The following is a 20,106-nucleotide window of genomic DNA, read 5'->3' as shown; positions in this document are numbered from 1 at the left end:
ATGCGTAAGCGTTATCGGTTGCACTTGCAAGGGCGTGAGCATCTGGATCGCTGGCTGGTCTCCTACGCCGATTACATGACTCTCATCTTTGCCCTGTTTGTTGTGCTCTATTCCGTAGCCTTGGTTAACAAGGACAAGTATCGTGCAGTCATTGACGGTATGAGTCAGGCTTTCAGTGTTATTCAGCCGCACAGCGACGGTTTGCTGGATGGTCAAGGTAATTCGCTATTGGAAAATTCGGCCTCTTCCGCACCTTCAATACTTGATGGAACAAGCGGGCCGGCTCCCTCTCTTGCACCTATTTCCGGTGTCCCTATTTTGCAAAATGGCACAACACTTGCGACGCTTGGTACGCAGCTGCAGGCAAGCATGGGATCGTTGGTTGAGTCTGGGATAGTCAAACTGACCCAAGATGAGAACTGGCTGACTATCGAGTTGAGTTCAGGGCTGTTATTTGGCAGTGGAAGTGCATTTATGGGGCCCAATGCAGCACCGGTTATCAATACTCTTTCAAGTATTCTCAAACCGGTCGATAACTATGTAAGGGTCAGGGGTTATACCGATAACCAACAGATTAATAATGAAATTTATCGCTCAAACTGGGCTCTGTCTGCGGCTCGGGCTGAGGCAGTGCTAAACGGTTTGATTGCCAATGGTATTGCACCTCAGCGCTTGGCATTCGAGGCATATGGTGAGTTTTCTCCTTTTGCAGACAATGGTAGCGAAGAGGGGCGGCTACAGAACCGTAAAGTGGTGGTCGCTATCTCCAAGTTTGCCTGGGTACCTGCAAGACCTGTAGTCAAAACTCCGGCAGCCACAGAGGCTGTGCCGGAAGTGCAAAAAGCGGCGGATGCTGGTGAGGTCAAGGTGATCTCGCTACCCGGTGGCGGCATGCGTATAACAACAAGGCAGGATTGATACAGTGATTGTTTGGACGGTTGCCAACCAGAAAGGCGGTGTCGGTAAAACCACCACAGTGGTCTCTCTCGCCGGGATCCTGGCTCAGCGTGGCCAACGAGTGCTGCTGATTGATACGGATCCGCATGCCTCGTTGACCGCTTATCTCGATTACGATTCGGATCGTCTTGATGGCACGCTCTATGAGCTTTTTCAAGCAGTCAAGCCGACCACCGAGCTTGTCAATAAACTGACGCTCAAAACCAAGTTCGACAATATCAATCTGCTGCCTGCATCTATCACGCTGGCAACGCTCGATCGGGTCATGGGGAACCGGGAAGGGATGGGGCTGGTGCTCAAACGCGCGTTGCTGCGTATTCAGGATCAGTACGACTACGTGCTCATTGACTGTCCACCAGTATTGGGAGTGATGATGGTCAATGCGCTTGCTGCATGTGACCGCATTCTGGTGCCTGTTCAGACCGAATTTCTGGCGTTGAAAGGGCTGGAGCGGATGATGAAGACGTTTGAAATCATGCAGCGCTCAAAACGGGATAAATTTCGTTTTACTGTTATTCCGACCATGTTTGACAAGCGTACACGAGCATCGTTGATGACGTTGAAATCAATCAAGGAACAGTACGGTGATGCGGTGTGGAACGCGGTGATCCCTATCGATACCAAATTTCGGGATGCCAGTTTGCTGCATATTCCCCCCTCCATTTATTCACCCGGGAGTCGTGGAACCTATGCCTACGAAACTCTGCTCAAATATCTTGACGCGCTTGAGCGGCAGCGGACTCATGAGGTGACGGCATGAGAGATACCATTCAAGTTCGGGCAATGGATGATTATTTCCATTCGCTGCTCCTTGATGACCCGTCAGGGCTTGATGAAATCGAAGAAGCTCCTGCTGCGCCAGTAGTGCAGTTGCAGCGGCAACCTCAAAGTGTGCCGGAGGTAGTTGCGCCTCCCTACATGGAGAGTGACCCGCGTCTTACCCAACTGAGTGAATTGCTGGCTCAAGTGGGGCAGGTGCAATTTGAGAATGACGCGTTTACCAATGAGCTAACAGTGTCAGAGCCACTGCAGATTGTGGCTGAAGAGTCTCTGTCGCCAGTAGAGCCTGAGTGGCCTGCTGAGGTATTGAGCCCTGAGATTGCAGAACCGATTACGACGGTCGTAACCGAGACGGCGGTAGAAGTTGCACCGGAAGTAGCAGAGTCTCCTGTCAGTTGGGAAAATATCGAGACGGGCAAGGAGTTCCAGGCTCTCTTCTTTGAAGTGTCTGGCGTGACGTTTGCTGTGCCCTTGACCGATCTTGGCGGGATTCATCAGCTGGGAGAGGTGACCTCTCTTTTTGGTCAGCCAGGCTGGTATAAGGGGATCATGACCTCTCGCGAGCAAAAAATGAATGTAGTGGATACAGCCCAGTGGGTGATGCCTGGGCAGCATTTGGAGATGGATCCTTACAAATATCTGATTATGCTTGGAGAGTCACCTTGGGGACTGGCGTGTCATCACCTCAAAGGAACCGAATTGTTACACCGCGATCAGGTCAAGTGGCGCCACCAGGAGGGCAAGCGCCCCTGGCTCGCGGGCATGGTTAAAGAAAAAATGTGTGCCTTGTTGCATGTTCGCGAATTGCTCCTTTTATTGGAGCGTGGGGTCAACATAGAAGGTCGCTGATAACTTCTGCAATCGAGCTGTTTTATTGCTAGTTTTAGCAGTAGACGTTTTCATAAAAGGAATAAAAACATGACAGAAAAGCGCAATATTGCACAGAATCTGGCTGAAGATGAAGTGCTGCAATGGGTAACCTTCCAACTGGAAAATGAGACCTATGGCATCAACGTGATGCAGGTGCAGGAGGTATTGCGCTACACCGAAATCGCGCCTGTGCCGGGTGCTCCCGAATATGTACTCGGGATCATCAACTTGCGTGGTAATGTGGTGACTGTCATCGATACCCGTTCCCGTTTCGGCCTGCCTTCCGGCGATGTGAGTGAAAACTCCCGCATCGTCATCATCGAAGCCGAGAAGCAGGTGATTGGCATCATGGTTGATAGCGTTGCCGAGGTTGTTTATCTGCGCTCCTCCGAGATCGATGCCGCTCCCGCAGTGGGTACCGAAGAGAGCGCCAAGTTCATCCAGGGTGTTAGCAACCGCGATGGTCAACTGTTGATCCTGGTTGACCTGAACAAGTTGCTCTCTGATGAAGAGTGGGACGAAATTGGTTCTCTCTAACAATAAGGTGATGTTTTGATCATTGAGATAGTTGCCTTGGTGGTGTCCCTGATTGCACTGGCGTTTGCTTTTTATGTCTGGTCAAGAAGCAAGCGCAGCAAGCAGGAGTCCGAGGCAAGCGTAGCTACTTTGCAGGGGCAACTTGAAAGCTTGCGCAAACAGATGATGGAGCTGCATACCGGCGCCATTGGCATGGGGCAACGCCTGCAAGCTGTGGAGGGGGCGATGCAACAGATCAATGATCGCCAGCAAGAGCTGACCATGCAGGATCCAGAGCGCAGGCTCTACAGCCGTGCTGCCAAGATGGTTGAATTGGGGGCCGACCTGGATGAAGTCATGAGTGAGTGCGAGTTGCCAAAGGCAGAAGCCGAGCTCTTGATATCCTTGCGAAAAGGTCGTTCTTGATACTGAGGGAAGGCTCATGCCTTCCTTTATTTTTATATGTAATGACGGGAACAGATCAGAGCCATATCGACATCCCCTTTACCTCTTTTCGCGATCCCCATCGCGACTTGCGCCAATTGTTGCATCTATGAAACGACGTATCCCAATACTGTGTTAAGATGCAGGCCGCTTAATTCTATTTGATAACATCCTCATGCTGCTTCAAGTCAACAATCTGAGCTGCGTGCGTGAAGATCGCACTCTGTTTGAACATCTCTCCTTTACGGTTTCACCCGGCGATCTGGTGCAAATAGAAGGCCCCAACGGGGTTGGCAAAACCAGTCTGTTGCGTTTGCTGACTGGCCTCTCACAACCCTTTTCTGGTGAGGTGCTCTGGAATGGGGAGAATATTCGCGCTTGCCGCGACGAGTATCACGCCTGTTTGCTCTATCTGGGTCATCAACCCGGGGTAAAAGCAGCCCTGACCCCCTTTGAAAATCTGACTTTTTATCAGCAACTTCATCATTCAGCTCAGGCTGAGAGCGACTTGTGGCAGATCCTGGCTCGAGTTGGTCTGGCCGGTTTTGAGGATAACCCCACCGGTCAGCTCTCAGCAGGTCAGCAGCGACGCGTAGCACTCGCCCGCTTGTGGCTCTGCAACAAGCCTTCGCTCTGGGTCCTGGATGAGCCCTTCACTGCTATCGATAAACAGGGAGTCAAGGTGCTGGAGCAACTCTTCCTTGCCCATGCCGATCGGGGTGGCATGGTGATCCTCACTACCCATCAGGATCTTACCCTGATGCAGGGGCGTCTCAAGACCCTGTCACTGACCCCCATGATGCAGGAGTGACACCATGCTGCGCGCCGTTCTTCATCTCATTCGACGTGAACTGCTGATCGCGCTGCGCCAGCGTTCCGATATTCTCAACCCGCTCTGGTTTTTCCTGATCGTCATCACGCTTTTCCCGCTGGGTATTGGCCCTGAGCCGAAACTGCTGGCTCGTATCGCTCCCGGCATCATCTGGGTTGCCGCTTTGCTGGCGGCCATGTTGTCGCTGGAGCGGCTGTTTCGTGATGACTTCAGTGATGGCTCGCTGGAGCAGATGATGTTGATGCCTCACCCTCTGGGCCTGCTGGCGCTGGCGAAAGTAGTTGCTCACTGGCTGCTGACCGGTTTGCCGTTGTTGCTCATCTCGCCGCTTATCGCAATTTTGCTCTCCCTCGATATGCAGAGTTATCTGGCTGTGGTAGCGACGCTGGCACTGGGGACGCCGGTATTGAGCCTGCTCGGTGCCATCGGCGTGGCCCTGACAGTTGGCCTGCGTAAAGGGGGGGTATTGCTCAGTCTGTTGATCCTGCCGCTTTATATCCCGGTGCTGATTTTTGCGACCTCGGCAATTGATGCGGCCGGGATGGGGCTGCCTTACGGTGGTCAGCTTGCCATTCTGGCAGCCATGCTGGTGGGGGCATTGACACTGACCCCGCTGGCGGTGTCGGCGGCTTTGCGAGTCAGCCTCAACTGATGGTGTTGGCGCAAGAGTAACAAGCCTCGTATGGGGCAATGTTGGAAAAATTAAGTTGCGATGGATCAAGGAGAGCGCCGCTTATTGCTTTCGGGGTATTTGATGCAGCCCTGCGGTCGGTATGGTAGGCCTCGCCAAATGATTAATAACAAAAAGGTTTTGTGAGCTATGTGGAAATGGTTGCACCCTTATGCCAAACCGGAGCGGGCCTATCAGTTGGCTGGTACCCTGCTGCCCTGGTTTGCGGTGATTAGTCTGCTTTCGTTCATCATCGGTTCTGTCTGGGGGCTGGCCTTTGCCCCTGCAGATTATCAGCAGGGTGACTCCTTCCGGATCATCTATATCCACGTCCCTGCTGCCATCCTCTCCATGGGGGCTTACTCCACCATGGCGATTGCTGCGTTTATCGGGCTGGTATGGCAGCTGCGGATGGCTGACATGACGGTAGCAGCCATTGCTCCGGTCGGTGCCATCTTTACCTTTATCGCTCTCTTTACCGGTGCGGCCTGGGGCAAGCCCATGTGGGGAACCTGGTGGGTCTGGGATGCCCGTCTCACCTCCGAGCTGATTTTGCTGTTCCTCTACCTCGGCGTCATCGCCCTCTACAACGCCTTTAGCGACAAGGTGCTGGCTGGTCGTGCGGCCGGCATTCTGGCGCTGGTCGGGGTGATCAATCTGCCCATCATTCACTACTCGGTAGAGTGGTGGAACACCCTGCATCAGGGGGCCACCATCACCAAGTTTGCCAAACCCTCCATCTCTTCCGACATGTTGTGGCCGCTGCTCGTCATGATCCTGGCGTTTGCCACTTTCCTCGGGGCATTGACCCTGATGCGCTTTAGAAACGAGCTCTTGATGCGGGAGTGGCACCGCCCCTGGGTCAAAGAGATAGCCGAGCAGGAGAAGTAAGCATGCACTTTGCCTCTTTCAGTGACTTCCTGGCGATGGGCGGATACGCCTTCTATGTCTGGCTCTCCTTTGGCCTGACTTTGGTCTGCCTCATCGGTATCCTCATTTCCACCCGAATGAAAACCCGCAGCCTGCTGGGCGAATTGCGCAGCAAGCAGGCTCGCGAGGCTCGTCGCAAGGCGGCCCAGCAGATGGAGAACACCCTATGAATCCGAGACGTAAAAAACGCCTCACCATTATCCTGGCCATCACGCTGGGGCTCGCAACCGTCTGTGGGCTGGTGCTCTATGCCCTGAGTCAGAACATCGATCTCTTCTACACGCCGAGCGAGTTGGTGGAAGGGAAAGGGCCGGACAAGATCAAGCCGGAAGAGGGACAGCGTCTGCGCATCGGTGGGCTGGTTGTGCCCGGCTCGGTTCAACGAGATCCCCAAAGCCTCAAGGTAGCCTTCAAGCTGGTGGATAACGGCGGTCATCTGGTAACGGTGGAGTATGACGGCATCCTGCCGGATCTGTTCCGCGAAGGGCAGGGCATCGTGGCACAAGGCACCCTGAAGGATGCCACTACAGTCGAGGCCTTCGAGGTGCTGGCCAAGCACGATGAGAAATACATGCCGCCGGAAGTGGCCGATGCCACCAACGGCATGCACTTCAAGCCGCAATATACCGAGGCGCAGTTGAAGGGGAGCAAGCAATGATCCCGGAATTAGGACAGTTTGCACTGATCCTGGCCTTTGCCACCGCCATATTACTGGGCAGCTACCCGCTGCTTGGCGCCAGCTGGGGGCGCCTTGGCATGATGTCGGCGGCGCGTCCGCTCGCTTATGCTCAGTTTCTGCTGTTGTTGCTGTCGTTCCTCTGCTTGACCTGGGCATTTATCGATAACGACTTCACCGTGCAGTATGTGGCCACCAACTCCAACAGCCTGCTGCCACTCGCTTATCGTATCTCTGCAGTATGGGGTGCCCATGAGGGCTCTCTGCTGCTGTGGGTGCTGACGCTGGGGGGCTGGACTGCGGCCGTCGCCATGTTCAGCCGCCGTTTGCCGCTCGACGCGGTAGCGCGGGTACTCGGCGTGCTGGGCCTTATCTCGGTCGGTTTTACCGCCTTCGTGCTGTTTACCTCCGACCCCTTCATTCGCACCTTGCCCTACTTCCCGGTAGATGGCCGCGATCTCAACCCGTTGTTGCAGGATCCGGGTCTCATCTTCCACCCGCCGATGCTCTACATGGGGTATGTGGGCTTCTCGGTCGCCTTTGCCTTTGCCATCGCCTCCCTGATGACTGGTCGCCTCGATGCGACCTGGGCGCGCTGGTCCCGTCCCTGAACCATGGCTGCCTGGGTATTCCTGACGCTGGGGATCGTGCTGGGCTCCTGGTGGGCCTATTACGAACTCGGTTGGGGTGGCTGGTGGTTCTGGGATCCGGTAGAAAACGCCTCCTTCATGCCCTGGCTGGCGGGTACCGCCCTGCTGCACTCGCTGGCGGTGAGTGAAAAGCGCGCCACCTTCAAGGCCTGGACCGTGCTGCTGGCGCTCTCCGCTTTCTCCCTGAGCCTGCTCGGCACCTTCCTGGTGCGTTCCGGGGTGCTGGTCTCGGTGCATGCGTTTGCCTCCGACCCGACCCGTGGTTTGTTCATTCTGGGCTTCCTGCTGGCGGTAATCGGCTCATCCTTGCTGCTGTTTGCCTTCAAGGGCTCGCAGGTGAAGAGCCACGGCAAGCATGAACTGTGGAGCCGCGAGACCCTGCTGCTTTGCAACAACATCATGCTGGTAGCGGGTCTGTTGACCGTGCTGCTCGGCACCCTGCTGCCGCTGGTTCACAAGGAGCTGGGTCTGGGCAGCATCTCCATCGGTACTCCCTTCTTCAACCACATCTACAGCTGGCTGATCATTCCGTTCGCCCTGCTGCTGGGGATTGGCCCGCTGTTTCGCTGGCGCCGCCAGGAGCTGGGCGAGCTCAAGAGCAAGGTAGTGATTGCGCTGTTCCTGAGTCTGGCAGCGGCCTTCCTGCTGCCGCTGACCCTTGCCGAGACATTCAAGCCGTGGGCGGCATTGGGCATCGGTCTTGGCGCCTGGATCATCGTCACCAGTGCGCAGGAGACCTGGGCGCGCGCTACCCACAAGCACAGCTTTGCAATCGGGCTTCGCAAGCTGGGCAACAGCCACTGGGCTATGATCCTGGGCCATGTCGGGCTTGCAGTCAGCATCATCGGCATCGCCTGTACCCAGAACTACAGCATCGAGAAAGATTTGCGGATGCAGGCGGGTGATCGGGTCCATTTTGCCGATTACGAGTTTGTCTTCACCGGCATCAAGGAGAAGAACGGCCCCAACTACGACGGTTTTAAAGGTGTGCTGGAAGTGCACAAGGATGGCAAGCAGGTGGCCCTGCTCAAGCCGGAGAAGCGGATGTACAAGGTGACCCGGATGCCGATGACCGAGGCGGCCATCGATGCCGGTATTACCCGTGACCTTTACGCGGCCCTTGGCGAACAGCTCGACAACGGTGCCTGGGCTGTGCGGATCTACTACAAGCCTTTCGTGCGCTGGATCTGGTTTGGCGGCGTCTTTATGGCTATCGGTGGCGTGCTGGCAATGCTGGACAAGCGCTACCGTTTTGGCCGTCGTGAGGAGGAGAGCAAGGCATGAATCGCAAGACCTGGCTGTTTTTAATTCCCTTTATCGTTTTTCTGCTGGGCGCCGTCTTTCTGTTTAAGGGACTTTACTCTGACCCCACCAAACTTGAATCCGTGATGGTGGGTAAAGAGGTGCCTGTCTTCACCCTACAGGACATTTACGATCTGAACAAACAGCACGATCGCAGTATCCTGACCGGTCGTCCCATGCTGCTTAACGTCTGGGCGACCTGGTGCCCGACCTGTTATGGCGAGCACACCTATCTCAAGGAGCTGGCGGGGCAGGGGATCTACATCGTCGGGATGAACTACAAGGATGAGCGCAACAAGGCGATCAAGTGGCTGGCGGAACTGGGCAATCCCTACCAGATCAATCTCTATGATCCGGACGGCATGCTGGGGCTGGATCTGGGGGTATACGGCGCACCGGAGACCTTCTTCATCGACAGCAAGGGGATCATCCGTTATCGCCACGTCGGGGATATCAACCCCGAAAACTGGGCATCGACCCTCAAACCCATCTTTGATGCCATGAAGTGAGGGGCGTGCTGATGAGAATGTTAATTGCTTCCCTGCTGCTGTTGCTGGGATGGGTGGTGCAAGCGCCGGCCATGGCCGCCATCGATGTCTATACCTTCGACAACGACAATCAGGAGCAGGTCTTTCGCGAGCTGACCAAGGAGCTGCGTTGCCCCAAGTGTCAGAACCAGGATATCGCCGACTCCAATGCGGGGCTGGCCAAGGATCTGCGCGACAAGACCTACCAGATGGTGCGTCAGGGCAAGGACAAGGATGAGATAGTGGATTACATGGTGGCCCGCTACGGCAACTTTATCCTCTATAACCCGCCGTTGATGGCATCTACCCTGATCCTCTGGCTTGGCCCTCTGCTGGTCATCGTCATCGGTCTGGGTGTGGTGGTGATGCGCAGCCGGCGACCTGTGGCTGCAGCCAAGCCCGTGGATAGCGCCCTGAGCGAAGAGGAGCAGCGCCGGCTCGCCGAACTGCTCAAAGAGGAAGAGAAACAATGACCGCTTTTTGGATTGTGATTGCGGCCCTGCTGGTGTTGGTGAGTCTGGCGCTGGTCGTACCGTTGTGGCGTGGTGAAGGCAAGCAGAGCATCAGCCGTTCGGCCCTTAACAAGCAGCTCTATCGCCAGCGTCTGCTGGAGATCGGCGAGGAGTGCGAACAGGGTGTGCTTGCCGAGGAGCCCGATTCACTCATCGAGTTGCAGCGCAGCCTGCTGGATGACATTCCCGATGTGGAGCAGACCGCCCGCAGCGGCAAGAGTCTGATCTGGATACCGGGTGTGGTGGTGCTGGTGGTGGTGAGTCTGGGCCTCTACTTCAAGCTGGGCAGCTGGCAGGAGGTAAGCCGCTGGCAGGATGCCAATAGCCGTCTTGGCGAGCTGAGCAACCGTATTCTGGTGGAGCGCGATGCCAAGGTGACTGAACAGGATCTGCTCGACTTCACATTGGGGCTGCGCACCCGCCTCAAGGAGGAACCGAACGACTACCGTGGCTGGCTGCTGCTGGGGCGCTTGGCGCTGGATGGCAACGATCCCGAGATGGCTAACGACGCGCTGGAGCGAGCTTACAAGCTGGCCCCGCAAAAATCGCTGGTGGCTGTTCCCTACGCCCAGGCGCTGATGATGACGGGTAATGAGGCGCAAGCCGATGCCTTGTTGCAGGCTGCTATCGCTCAGGAGCCGGGCAACATCGAGGCGCGCTCTGTCTACGCGTTCATGGCGCTGCAAAAAGAGGACTTCCAGACCGCCCTTGATCGCTGGCAGGCGATGCTGCCGCTGATGGAGAAGGGCTCTCCCCGCTATGTGATGGTTGAGCGTTCGATGGATTATGCCAGGGCGCAGCTCAAGCAACGTGGTATGGCGGTGACGCCTTCTGGCGCAGCGGATGCTCGGGATAACCAGCAAGCACAGCTTGAGGTGAAGCAGGGGGAGTTCCCGATCCATATCTCGCTGGCGGCCGGTATTCAGATGCCGGAAGATGCCTATCTCTTCGTGTTTGCCGTGGTGCCCAACGGGCCGCCCATGCCGATTGCCGTCAAGCGCATAGCTGGGCCTACCCTGCCTCTGACCCTCTCGCTGGGTGATGGCGATGCCATGATGGAAGGGAGCAAGCTCGCTTCCTATCCCGAGCTGCAATTCAAGGCACGGCTCTCCCGTGGTGGCAACGTCATGAACAAGGAGGGGGCCTTTGAGGGGGTATCTGCACCGATCAAGAGTGCAGATATTCCAAGCGCTCCGATTGACATCCGTATCGATCACGCCCTCTAATATGTCCTTTGATAACCCGGCCACCGGAGGGTGGCCGGGTTATCTATACTTCTGATAAATCAAAATAAAACGTCGGGACTTCCATATGTATCTTCGTGCAGGGGCCTTGCTGTCAGCCCTGTTGCTGGCTGGCTGCGCCGGTGGCCCACCCAAACCGGGGCCAGAGAGCCTTGATCTCAATCCTGGAATGAATCATCCGGGAGCTACCAGTACGGCAGCAGATCCTCGTGACCCCTTCCAGGGACCAAACCGGGCCATGTGGGCAGTTAACTACGATGTGCTGGAGCCCTATGTCGCCAGACCCGTGGTACACGGCTATGCCCGTTACGTACCGCAGGGGATGAAGGATGGCATCGAAAATCTGGTGGAGAACTTCAACGAACCGAGCAGCATGGTCAACCACCTTATCACCGGTGATTTGAAGGGGGCAGGGGTCAACCTGGGTCGTTTTACCCTCAACACCACGGTCGGCCTGCTGGGTATTTTCGATGTAGCTAAACATGCCGGTCTTGAGCGCGACAAGCTGGAGATGGATACAGTACTGGGCAAGGCGGATATTGGCGAAGGTGCCTACCTGATGGTGCCGGTCTATGGCCCGACCACGACCCGCAAGCTGGTAGGTGATACGGTCGATACCATCTACTTCCCCTACGCCTTGTTGACCTTGCCACTGCGAGTGGTGCACTGGGCGCTCGATGGCCTCGGCTCCCGCTCCAAGCTGATCGATCAGGAACGGATCATCGACAACTCGCTCGATCCTTATGCATTGACCAAAGATTTCTACCTGCAGTACAACCAGAGCAAGGTGACTGGCAAGCAAGCCGAGCTCAAGGAGACGAAGCAGGAGCAGTCTGATGATGCCAATCTCGACCAGTATATGGACGAGATAGATGACCAGTAGACTGGTTGTCTGATGACCTGAAAAAGGCGCCTTATGGCGCCTTTTTCATCTCTATTGTGCTGCCACACAGATATAAAAAACGCCTCGCAGGTGCGAGGCGTTTTGGCAAGAAGAGGGGCCGTTATCAGGCCGCCAGGTTCTTGGCCACGAATTCCCAGTTAACCAGAGCCCAGAAGGTTTCCATGTACTTCGGACGCAGGTTGCGGAAGTCGATGTAGTAGGCGTGCTCCCACAGGTCAACAGTCAGCAGCGGGGTGGTACCGGCTTCAGTCAGCGGGCAGCCAGCGTTGGAAGTGTTGACGATGGCCAGAGAGCCGTCAGCCTTCTTCACCAGCCAGGTCCAGCTTGAACCGAAGTTGCCGATGGCAGACTTGGTGAAGGCATCCTTGAACTCGGCGAAGGAGCCGAATGCTTTGTTGATGGCATCAGCCAGTGCGCCAGTCGGCTCGCCACCGCCGTTCGGGGAGAGGCAGTGCCAGTAGAAAGTGTGGTTCCAGATCTGGGCTGCGTTGTTAAAGACGCCACCAGTGGAGGTCTTGATGATCTCTTCCAGAGACTTGCCTTCAAACTCGGTACCCGGCACCAGATTGTTCAGATTGACCACGTAGGTGTTGTGGTGCTTGCCGTGATGGTATTCCAGGGTCTCCTGGGAGATGTGCGGTTCCAGAGCATTGATTGCATAGGGCAGAGCGGGAAGTTCGAATGCCATTTTCTACTCTCCATTGGCTGGACCGTGCGAGCGCGACGGTTGCAAGACATTGCGTACTCTTTTCCAATGTGAAAAGAGTTGTTTTTAAAATGGTGGGACAGGAAAGTCCAAAGCCAAGGGATTGTAGCAGTATCAAAGATGGGCTAACAACCCTTGATTGGCGCCATGATCAGGATCAATCATCTGTCTATTCTGGCAGCGATTCGTGCCGTTCTTGCCTTTTGTCAGGTTGTGATCGGGCCAGATTGCAGTAGAATGGCCGCCATCATTGCTCTAGTGAGGCATCTATGGAAACTATCGAAAAGATCAAGCAGCAGCTGGCTGACAACCCCATCATCATCTACATGAAGGGCTCTCCCAAGCTACCCAGCTGTGGCTTCTCTGCCCAGGCCTCCCAGGCGCTGATGTCCTGCGGTGAGCCGTTTGCATATGTTGATATCCTGCAAAACCCGGATATCCGTGCTGAATTGCCGAAATTTGCCAACTGGCCGACCTTCCCGCAGCTGTGGGTTGAGGGCGAGCTGATTGGTGGCTGCGACATCATGATCGAGATGTTCCAGGCTGGCGAGCTGCAGGCTCTGATCAAAGAGACTGCTGCCAAGTACAAGAAAGATGATGCTGCAGCCGAGTAATCGGTCCGGTGTTGTCGAGAGGGAGCCACACAGGCTCCCTTTTTTATTGTCCCGGTTCTGGCAGGCAAGCAACTGATTGCCGGTTGCAAAAAGCAACGCAATTGCCCTGAAAAATCTAATCTTTGCTGCTTTGTGTTGAAGTTGTTAATTATATTGTTCGCCAATCTCTGATTACTTTTTTTAATCCATTTGGATTCAAGTGTTGCTGCCATCACATTTTTTGATAATTTCACCGTAACGCAGTCTCTTTGTAGATTTTTTTGTGTTTATGCTCACATTAATTGCAAGTGATAGAACCTAGTATCGCTTCGCCCAGTGAAATAAAACCCTACAAATTAATAAATAAAAAGAGATTTGCGATGAAGATGTATAGCAATCTGCCCATTGGTCTTCATGATATTACCGAAGCCAAAAAAAGACTGACCAACCATATATACAAGACCGCGCAATTACCCTCTAACTACATCAGCGAACGTTGCCATGGCGAGGTTTACCTCAAGCTTGAAAACATGCAACGTACAGGCTCTTTTAAAATTCGCGGTGCCTTCAACAAACTCAGTTCATTAAGTCTGGAGGATCGTCAAAAAGGTGTTGTCGCCTGCTCTGCCGGTAATCACGCGCAGGGGGTATCTTTGTCCAGTGCCATGCTGGGAATTGATGCCAAGGTGGTCATGCCTTGCTGTGCACCAAAATCAAAAATTGCTGCAACCAGCGATTATTCGGCGGAAGTTATTCTGCATGGCAATAGTTTCAATGACACCATTGCCAAAGTCAGTGAAATCGTGGAAATGGAAGGCCGCGTATTTATCCCCCCCTTCGACGATGCAAAAGTGATTGCCGGTCAGGGCACCATTGGCTTGGAAATCATCGAGGATCTCTATGATGTGGACAACATCATAGTGCCGATTGGCGGCGGTGGTCTGATTGCCGGCGTCGCAATGGCCATCAAATCCATCAACCCGACTATCCGTGTGATTGGCGTGCAGTCGGAGAATGTCCACGGCATGGCGGCTTCATACTACGCAGGTACCATTACCAATCACAGAACCAGCAGCACGCTGGCTGATGGCTGTGACGTGGCAAGACCCGGCACCCTGACCTATGAAATTGTCAAAGAGCTGGTCGATGACATCGTTCTGGTCACTGAAGATGATATTCGCCACAGCATGGTTGACCTTATTCAGCGCAACAAGGTGATTACCGAAGGGGCGGGAGCTCTGGCCTCGGCAGCGCTGCTGAGCGGCAAGCTGAAACATTATGTCGAAGGCAAAAAGACCGTCAGCATTATTTCGGGTGGCAATATTGACCTGACCCGAATCGCCGAAATTATCGAACAGAACAATATCCGTCAATTTAGCCTGTAAGGAATACAGTCATGATATTGGATAGTGTCGTTAGCAGCAGTAAAGAGAGTATCAAAGCATGGCGTAAGTCGGATACAACCTGGGGACTCGGTCTATTTGGTACAGCGATCGGTGCAGGTGTTCTATTTTTCCCAATTCGGGCCGGATATGGTGGTCTGATACCAATATTAATCATGTTGGTGCTGGCTTACCCTATCGCATTTTATTGCCACAGGGCGTTGGCAAGATTATGTCTTTCTGGCAGCAATCCATCGGCAAATATTACCGAGACCGTTGAAGAGCATTTTGGCAAAATGGGTGGGGTAGTGATTACCTTCCTCTATTTCTTTGCCATCTGCCCACTGCTGTGGATATATGGTGTGACAATCACCAATACCTTCATGGCATTCTGGGAGCATCAACTGCAAATGGCACCGCTCAATCGGGGTGTTGTCGCCCTTGGGCTGCTGCTGTTGATGGCCTTCGTGATCTATTTCGGCAAGGATCTGATGGTTCGCGTGATGAGCTATCTGGTATTTCCTTTCATCGCCAGCCTGGTGGTCATCTCTCTCTCCCTAGTTCCTTACTGGAACAGTGCCGTCTTTGATCAGGTCAATCTGAGCGAGATATCGATGTTCGGTCACGACGGTATTCTGGTCACCGTCTGGTTGGGGATCTCTATCATGGTCTTCTCCTTCAACTTCTCGCCGATTGTCTCCTCTTTCATCGTCTCCAAACGGGAAGAGTATGAGCAGGAGTTCGGTCGTGATTTTACCGAGAAGCGCTGCTCGAAGATTATCTCCGGTGCCAGCATGCTGATGGTGGCCGTGGTGATGTTCTTTGCCTTCAGCTGCCTGTTTACCCTGTCGCCGCAAAATATGGCGGAAGCCAAGGCCCAGAATATTCCGGTGCTCTCCTATCTGGCCAACCACTTCTCCTTGCTGGCTGGCAGCAAGTCTGCATTTGCCACCACCCTGGAGTATGCCGCTTCCATCATTGCGCTGGTTGCCATCTTCAAATCCTTCTTCGGCCACTATCTGGGGACGCTGGAAGGGTTGAACGGCCTCATCCTCCGCTTTGGCTACCAGGGCGACAAGAGCAAGGTTTCCAGTAAAAAACTCAACATGGTCAGTATGTTGTTCATCATGGGCTCGACCTGGCTGGTCGCTTATGTGAACCCCAACATCCTCGACCTGATTGAGGCAATGGGGGCGCCGATCATCGCGTCACTGCTCTGTCTGCTGCCGATGTATGCCGTCAATAAAACACCTGCGCTGGCCAAATATAAAGGCCAGGCCAGCAACGTGTTTGTCACCATCATCGGTGTGCTGACCATCCTGAATATTGTTTCCAAGCTGTTCTGAAAACCTTTTCTGTAAGTCATCAGCCATTCAGACCCTGACCTCTTGGCGGGGTCTGCATGGCGCAGTCAGAAGCGCGCAATAACCGGTTCTTGGTTGGTTCAATTATTTGGGCCCAGGGCAAGACTATCCGTTATTTGGCCACCACAAACAGTGGTAAATATATTCTGACTGCAGTGACTCGACATCATAAATATCGAGGCGATGTAATGAAGTTTGATTCGTTGGTTCTGGTTATCAATTGCGGCTCTTCGTCGGTCAAATTCTCGGTACTGGATAGTAAAACCTGCGAGGTGGTCATCTCCGGCATGGCCGATGGTATCGAGACCGAAAATCCCCAGCTGAAAATTGATAAAAACCCGGCCACCCCCTTGCCGGAAAACAACCATAGCTGCGCACTGGCGGCGATTGCAGAAGAGCTGAAACTGCGCGGTTTGCTCGATGCCATCACCCTGGTGGGCCATCGCATTGCCCATGGCGGCAATGAGTTCAGCGAAGCGGCCATCATTGACGAGCGGGTACTGGCCAAAATCAGGCAGGTCTCGCCACTGGCCCCGCTGCACAACCACGCCAATTTGAGCGGCGTGATGGCCGCCCGCCAGCTATTTCCCGACCAGCCCCAGATTGCGGTATTTGATACCGGCTTTCACCAGACCCTGAAGCCGGAAGCCTATATCTATGGGCTGCCTTATCAATATCTGCAGGATTACGGCGTGCGCCGCTATGGCTTCCATGGCACCTCCCATCGCTATGTGGCCGAGCAGGCCTGCGTATTCATGGGGCTGGATGAGCAGCATGCCGGTCTGGTCATCGCCCATCTGGGCAATGGCGCCTCTATTTGTGCGGTACAGGATGGCAAGAGCGTCGATACCTCGATGGGGATGACGCCGCTGGAGGGGCTGATCATGGGCAGCCGCAGCGGTGATATCGATTTTGGCGCGCTGGCCTATATCGCCAGCAAGACGGGGCAATCCATCGAGGATATCGAGCGGGTATTGAACAAGCAGTCCGGACTGCTGGGTATTTCGGGGCTCTCCTCGGATATGCGGGTATTGGAAGCTGCCTATCACGAAGGACATCCCGGGGCAAAATTGGCCATTCACGCTTTTGTCCATCGTATTGCCCGTCATATCGGCGGCCATGCCACCTCATTGCGCCGGCTGGATGCCGTTATTTTCACCGGCGGGATCGGCGAGAACTCGGCCTTTATCAGAAAACTGGTATGCGAACGACTTCAGGTATTTGGCGTAGCGATCAGCGAGCCGTTTAACCAGCGTCCCAATAGCGAGGGCTGCCGGGTGATTTCGGCGGCAGAGTCCATGGTGCTGGCGGCAGTTATTCCCACCAATGAAGAGAAAATGATCGCGCTGGATGCCATTCGTCTGGGGCAGCAGGTTCGTCAGGCCGAGTGCGTCTGACATCTTCCACTGTAGTGTCATGAGTAGTGAATGAGGTTTATTTGATGAAAGTTGATATGCAATTGGATCAGGATAAATTCCGTCAGGCATGGCAAGGGTTTGCCGGTGAGAACTGGAAGCACGAGATTAACGTCCGTGATTTTATCCAGCAGAACTATACCCCCTATGAAGGTGACGAACAGTTTTTAGCTGATGCGACCGAAGCGACCACTACCTTGTGGAACAAGGTGATGGAGGGGATCCGTATCGAGAATGCCACCCACGCACCGGTCGATTTTGATAGCAATATTGCCACGACCATCACCGCCCACGGGCCGGGTTATATCGAACAGGGGCTGGAAAAAATCGTTGGCCTGCAAACCGACAAGCCCCTTAAAAGAGCGCTGCACCCGTTTGGTGGCGTAAATATGATCCGCAGTTCTTTTGAAGCGTATGGCCGGGAGATGGATCCCGAATTTGAATACACCTTCAGCGAATTGCGCAAAACCCATAATCAGGGGGTGTTCGATGTCTACTCTCCCGAGATGTTGCGCTGCCGAAAATCAGGGGTATTGACCGGTTTGCCGGATGGTTACGGCCGTGGTCGCATTATCGGAGATTATCGTCGGGTTGCGCTCTATGGCATAGATTATCTAATCCGTGAACGGGAGCTGCAGTTCGCCGATCTGCAACCGGCTCTCGAACGTGGGGAACAGCTGGAGCAGGTGATCCGCCAGCGTGAGGAGCTGGCCGAGCACAAGCGGGCACTGGTGCAGATCAAGCAGATGGCGGCCAACTACGGCTTTGACATCTCCGGGCCAGCGCGCACTGCCCAGCAGGCGGTGCAGTGGCTCTACTTTGCCTATCTGGCGGCAGTGAAGTCGCAAAATGGCGGGGCCATGTCCCTCGGTCGTACCGCCACCTTCCTCGACATCTATATCGAGCGGGATCTGAAGGCGGGGTTCATCAGCGAGCAGGATGCCCAGGAGCTGGTCGATCACTTCATCATGAAGGTCCGCATGGTGCGTTTCCTGCGTACCCCCGAGTTTGATTCCCTCTTCTCCGGCGATCCCATCTGGGCGACCGAGGTGATCGGCGGCATGGGGCTGGATGGTCGCACCCTGGTGACCAAGAACTCCTTCCGCTACCTCCACACCCTCAAGACCATGGGGCCGGCGCCCGAGCCCAACCTCACAATCCTCTGGGCGGAAGGACTGCCGCGGGCCTTCAAGACCTATGCGGCCCGCGTCTCCATCGATACCTCATCCCTGCAGTATGAGAACGATGACTTGATGCGCAGCGACTTCGAGAGCGATGACTACGCCATCGCCTGCTGCGTGAGCCCCATGGTGATCGGCAAGCAGATGCAGTTCTTCGGTGCCCGCGCCAACCTGGCCAAGACCCTGCTCTATTGCATCAACGGCGGGGTGGACGAGAAGCTGAAGATCCAGGTCGGCCCGAAAGTGGCGCCCATCATGGACGAGGTGCTGGATTACGCCACTGTCATGGCCAGCCTCGACAGCTTTATGGACTGGCTGGCGGTGCAGTACATCAGTGCGCTCAACCTTATCCACTACATGCACGACAAGTACAGCTACGAGGCCTCACTGATGGCGCTGCACGATCGCGACGTCTATCGCACCATGGCCTGCGGTATTGCCGGTCTGTCGGTGGCGGTTGATTCGCTGGCGGCCATCAAGTACGCCCGGGTCAAGCCGGTGCGCGATGCTGACGGGCTGGCGGTCGATTTTGTGATTGAGGGGGAGTATCCCCAGTACGGCAACAACGACGAGCGGGCCGACTCCATCGCCTGCGATCTGGTCGAGCGCTTCATGAAGAAGATCCAGGCGCTGCCGACCTACCGCAATGCGGTGCCGACCCAGTCGATCCTGACCATCACCTCCAACGTGGTCTATGGCCAGAAGACCGGCAACACCCCGGATGGCCGCCGCGCCGGTGCCCCGTTTGCGCCGGGGGCCAACCCGATGCACGGTCGGGATCGCAAGGGGGCGGTCGCTTCGCTCGCCTCGGTGGCCAAGCTGCCGTTCAAATATGCCAAGGACGGGATCTCCTACACCTTCTCCATTGTGCCGGGAGCGCTCGGCAAGGAACCCGCCAATCGCGAGAACAATCTGGTGGGGCTGATGGATGGCTACTTCCATCATGAGCGGGATGTGGAAGGAGGCCAGCACCTCAACGTCAACGTGATGAACCGCGAGATGCTGCTGGATGCCATCGAGAATCCGGACAAGTACCCCAGCCTGACCATCCGGGTCTCCGGCTATGCGGTGCGCTTCAACGCCCTGACCCGCGAGCAGCAGCAGGACGTCATCTCCAGAACCTTCACCAACATGATGTAACTCTGATGCCCGGGGTGAGCAGGCTTGCTCCGGGCCTACTTTTTGTTTGTCAGCACGAGGAAGTAACAGATGCGACAGGTTATCACTACCAAAGCGGCGCCGGGCGCCATCGGCCCCTATGTGCAGGCCACCCGGATTGGCAACATCCTCTACACCTCCGGCCAGATCCCGCTGGACCCGGTGACCGGCGACATTGCGGAGGGTATCGAAGCGCAAACCCTGCGCTCCCTGCAAAACGTCAAGGCGATTGTCGAGGCGGCAGGCGGCGAGGTGCGCAATATCTTCAAGACCACGGTGTTTGTCTCGGATTTGAACGACTTTGCCGCGGTCAACCGGGTCTACAACGACTTCTTCACCGAGCGCGATGCCATGTATCCGGCGCGTTCCTGTGTGGAGGTGGCCCGCCTGCCCAAGGATGTGAAGATCGAGATAGAGGCAATTGCTGCGCTGGAGTCCTGACGCGGTGATCCTTATCAATAAAAAGAGCGGCAGCCCTCGGGCTGCCGCTCTT

21 protein-coding genes and 1 pseudogene are annotated in these 20,106 nt (G+C 55.2%); 21 read left to right on the top strand and 1 reads right to left on the bottom strand.

The window, feature by feature from the left end:
* From WE862_RS19180 to WE862_RS19110, 15 genes and pseudogenes are all read left to right on the top strand, one after another.
* Positions 1-918 carry a flagellar motor protein MotB gene (locus WE862_RS19180; RefSeq protein ID WP_042031557.1) on the top strand — a complete coding sequence of 306 codons (918 nt, stop codon included), beginning with the start codon at positions 1-3 and terminating at the stop codon, positions 916-918.
* Between the two features lie 4 nt (positions 919-922).
* A complete protein-coding gene (locus tag WE862_RS19175; protein WP_033114443.1) occupies positions 923-1,717 on the top strand; it encodes a ParA family protein in 795 nt (264 codons plus the stop codon).
* The gene (locus tag WE862_RS19170; protein WP_042031556.1) at positions 1,714-2,586 is read left to right on the top strand and encodes a chemotaxis protein CheW; all 873 of its coding nucleotides are present in this window, start codon (positions 1,714-1,716) and stop codon (positions 2,584-2,586) included. Before WE862_RS19175 ends, WE862_RS19170 begins: the two co-directional genes overlap by 4 nt.
* A 69-nt stretch (positions 2,587-2,655) precedes the next feature.
* Complete coding sequence (locus WE862_RS19165) at positions 2,656-3,144, top strand: chemotaxis protein CheW (protein WP_033114441.1); 489 nt, start codon at positions 2,656-2,658, stop codon at positions 3,142-3,144.
* Between the two features lie 18 nt (positions 3,145-3,162).
* Positions 3,163-3,549: a DUF2802 domain-containing protein gene (locus WE862_RS19160; protein ID WP_104014990.1), complete on the top strand. Its 387-nt coding sequence runs from the start codon at positions 3,163-3,165 to the stop codon at positions 3,547-3,549.
* 193 nt (positions 3,550-3,742) lie between these two features.
* Positions 3,743-4,378: a cytochrome c biogenesis heme-transporting ATPase CcmA gene (gene ccmA, locus WE862_RS19155; protein WP_042031554.1), complete on the top strand. Its 636-nt coding sequence runs from the start codon at positions 3,743-3,745 to the stop codon at positions 4,376-4,378.
* Positions 4,379-4,382: 4 nt separating this feature from the next.
* Complete coding sequence (ccmB, locus tag WE862_RS19150) at positions 4,383-5,051, top strand: heme exporter protein CcmB (RefSeq protein WP_042031553.1); 669 nt, start codon at positions 4,383-4,385, stop codon at positions 5,049-5,051.
* Between the two features lie 168 nt (positions 5,052-5,219).
* Positions 5,220-5,960, top strand: a complete 741-nt coding sequence (locus WE862_RS19145) for a heme ABC transporter permease (RefSeq protein ID WP_041208901.1) — start codon at positions 5,220-5,222, stop codon at positions 5,958-5,960.
* 2 nt (positions 5,961-5,962) lie between these two features.
* Positions 5,963-6,169 (top strand): heme exporter protein CcmD, encoded by a 207-nt coding sequence (gene ccmD / locus WE862_RS19140; RefSeq protein WP_042031551.1) that lies wholly within the window; start codon positions 5,963-5,965, stop codon positions 6,167-6,169.
* On the top strand, positions 6,166-6,657 hold the full coding sequence (ccmE, locus tag WE862_RS19135; RefSeq protein ID WP_033114435.1) for a cytochrome c maturation protein CcmE: 492 nt from the start codon (positions 6,166-6,168) through the stop codon (positions 6,655-6,657). Before ccmD ends, ccmE begins: the two co-directional genes overlap by 4 nt.
* Positions 6,654-8,609, top strand: a pseudogene (locus WE862_RS19130) (heme lyase CcmF/NrfE family subunit). Before ccmE ends, WE862_RS19130 begins: the two are co-directional and overlap by 4 nt.
* Positions 8,606-9,136, top strand: a complete 531-nt coding sequence (locus WE862_RS19125; RefSeq protein ID WP_042031549.1) for a DsbE family thiol:disulfide interchange protein — start codon at positions 8,606-8,608, stop codon at positions 9,134-9,136. Before WE862_RS19130 ends, WE862_RS19125 begins: the two are co-directional and overlap by 4 nt.
* 11 nt (positions 9,137-9,147) lie before the next feature.
* A complete protein-coding gene (locus WE862_RS19120; protein ID WP_042031630.1) occupies positions 9,148-9,627 on the top strand; it encodes a cytochrome c-type biogenesis protein in 480 nt (159 codons plus the stop codon).
* Complete coding sequence (ccmI, locus tag WE862_RS19115) at positions 9,624-10,892, top strand: c-type cytochrome biogenesis protein CcmI (RefSeq protein ID WP_042031548.1); 1,269 nt, start codon at positions 9,624-9,626, stop codon at positions 10,890-10,892. The genes WE862_RS19120 and ccmI overlap by 4 nt, the downstream gene beginning before the upstream one ends.
* A gap of 85 nt (positions 10,893-10,977) precedes the next feature.
* Positions 10,978-11,793, top strand: coding sequence for an MlaA family lipoprotein (locus WE862_RS19110; protein WP_042031547.1), 816 nt, complete (start codon positions 10,978-10,980; stop codon positions 11,791-11,793).
* A 124-nt stretch (positions 11,794-11,917) separates the two neighbouring features.
* On the opposite strand, the gene sodB is transcribed toward WE862_RS19110, so the two are convergent.
* Complete coding sequence (gene sodB, locus WE862_RS19105) at positions 11,918-12,502, bottom strand: superoxide dismutase [Fe] (RefSeq protein WP_005331469.1); 585 nt, start codon at positions 12,500-12,502, stop codon at positions 11,918-11,920.
* Positions 12,503-12,789: 287 nt separating this feature from the next.
* Between sodB and WE862_RS19100 the strand changes: the two genes are divergently transcribed.
* The 6 genes from WE862_RS19100 (at position 12,790) to WE862_RS19075 (ending at position 20,054) form a co-directional block, all read left to right on the top strand.
* Positions 12,790-13,134, top strand: coding sequence for a Grx4 family monothiol glutaredoxin (locus WE862_RS19100; protein WP_005353650.1), 345 nt, complete (start codon positions 12,790-12,792; stop codon positions 13,132-13,134).
* Positions 13,135-13,493: 359 nt separating this feature from the next.
* The gene (tdcB, locus tag WE862_RS19095) at positions 13,494-14,498 is read left to right on the top strand and encodes a bifunctional threonine ammonia-lyase/L-serine ammonia-lyase TdcB (protein WP_041208895.1); all 1,005 of its coding nucleotides are present in this window, start codon (positions 13,494-13,496) and stop codon (positions 14,496-14,498) included.
* An 11-nt stretch (positions 14,499-14,509) separates the two neighbouring features.
* Positions 14,510-15,841 carry a threonine/serine transporter TdcC gene (tdcC, locus tag WE862_RS19090; protein ID WP_042031545.1) on the top strand — a complete coding sequence of 444 codons (1,332 nt, stop codon included), beginning with the start codon at positions 14,510-14,512 and terminating at the stop codon, positions 15,839-15,841.
* A 206-nt stretch (positions 15,842-16,047) separates the two neighbouring features.
* Positions 16,048-17,256 (top strand): propionate kinase, encoded by a 1,209-nt coding sequence (gene tdcD / locus WE862_RS19085; protein WP_042031542.1) that lies wholly within the window; start codon positions 16,048-16,050, stop codon positions 17,254-17,256.
* Between the two features lie 44 nt (positions 17,257-17,300).
* Positions 17,301-19,595, top strand: a complete 2,295-nt coding sequence (gene pflB / locus WE862_RS19080; protein WP_042031540.1) for a formate C-acetyltransferase — start codon at positions 17,301-17,303, stop codon at positions 19,593-19,595.
* A 69-nt stretch (positions 19,596-19,664) separates the two neighbouring features.
* Positions 19,665-20,054, top strand: coding sequence for a RidA family protein (locus WE862_RS19075; RefSeq protein WP_042031539.1), 390 nt, complete (start codon positions 19,665-19,667; stop codon positions 20,052-20,054).
* Positions 20,055-20,106 lie beyond the last annotated feature (52 nt).

The organism is Aeromonas jandaei (genome assembly GCF_037890695.1).
In the GTDB taxonomy this organism is placed as follows: Bacteria; Pseudomonadota; Gammaproteobacteria; order Enterobacterales; family Aeromonadaceae; genus Aeromonas; species Aeromonas jandaei.
The sequence above is the reverse complement of the archived record's forward strand: the minus strand, read 5'-3'. Positions and strand labels throughout refer to the sequence as shown.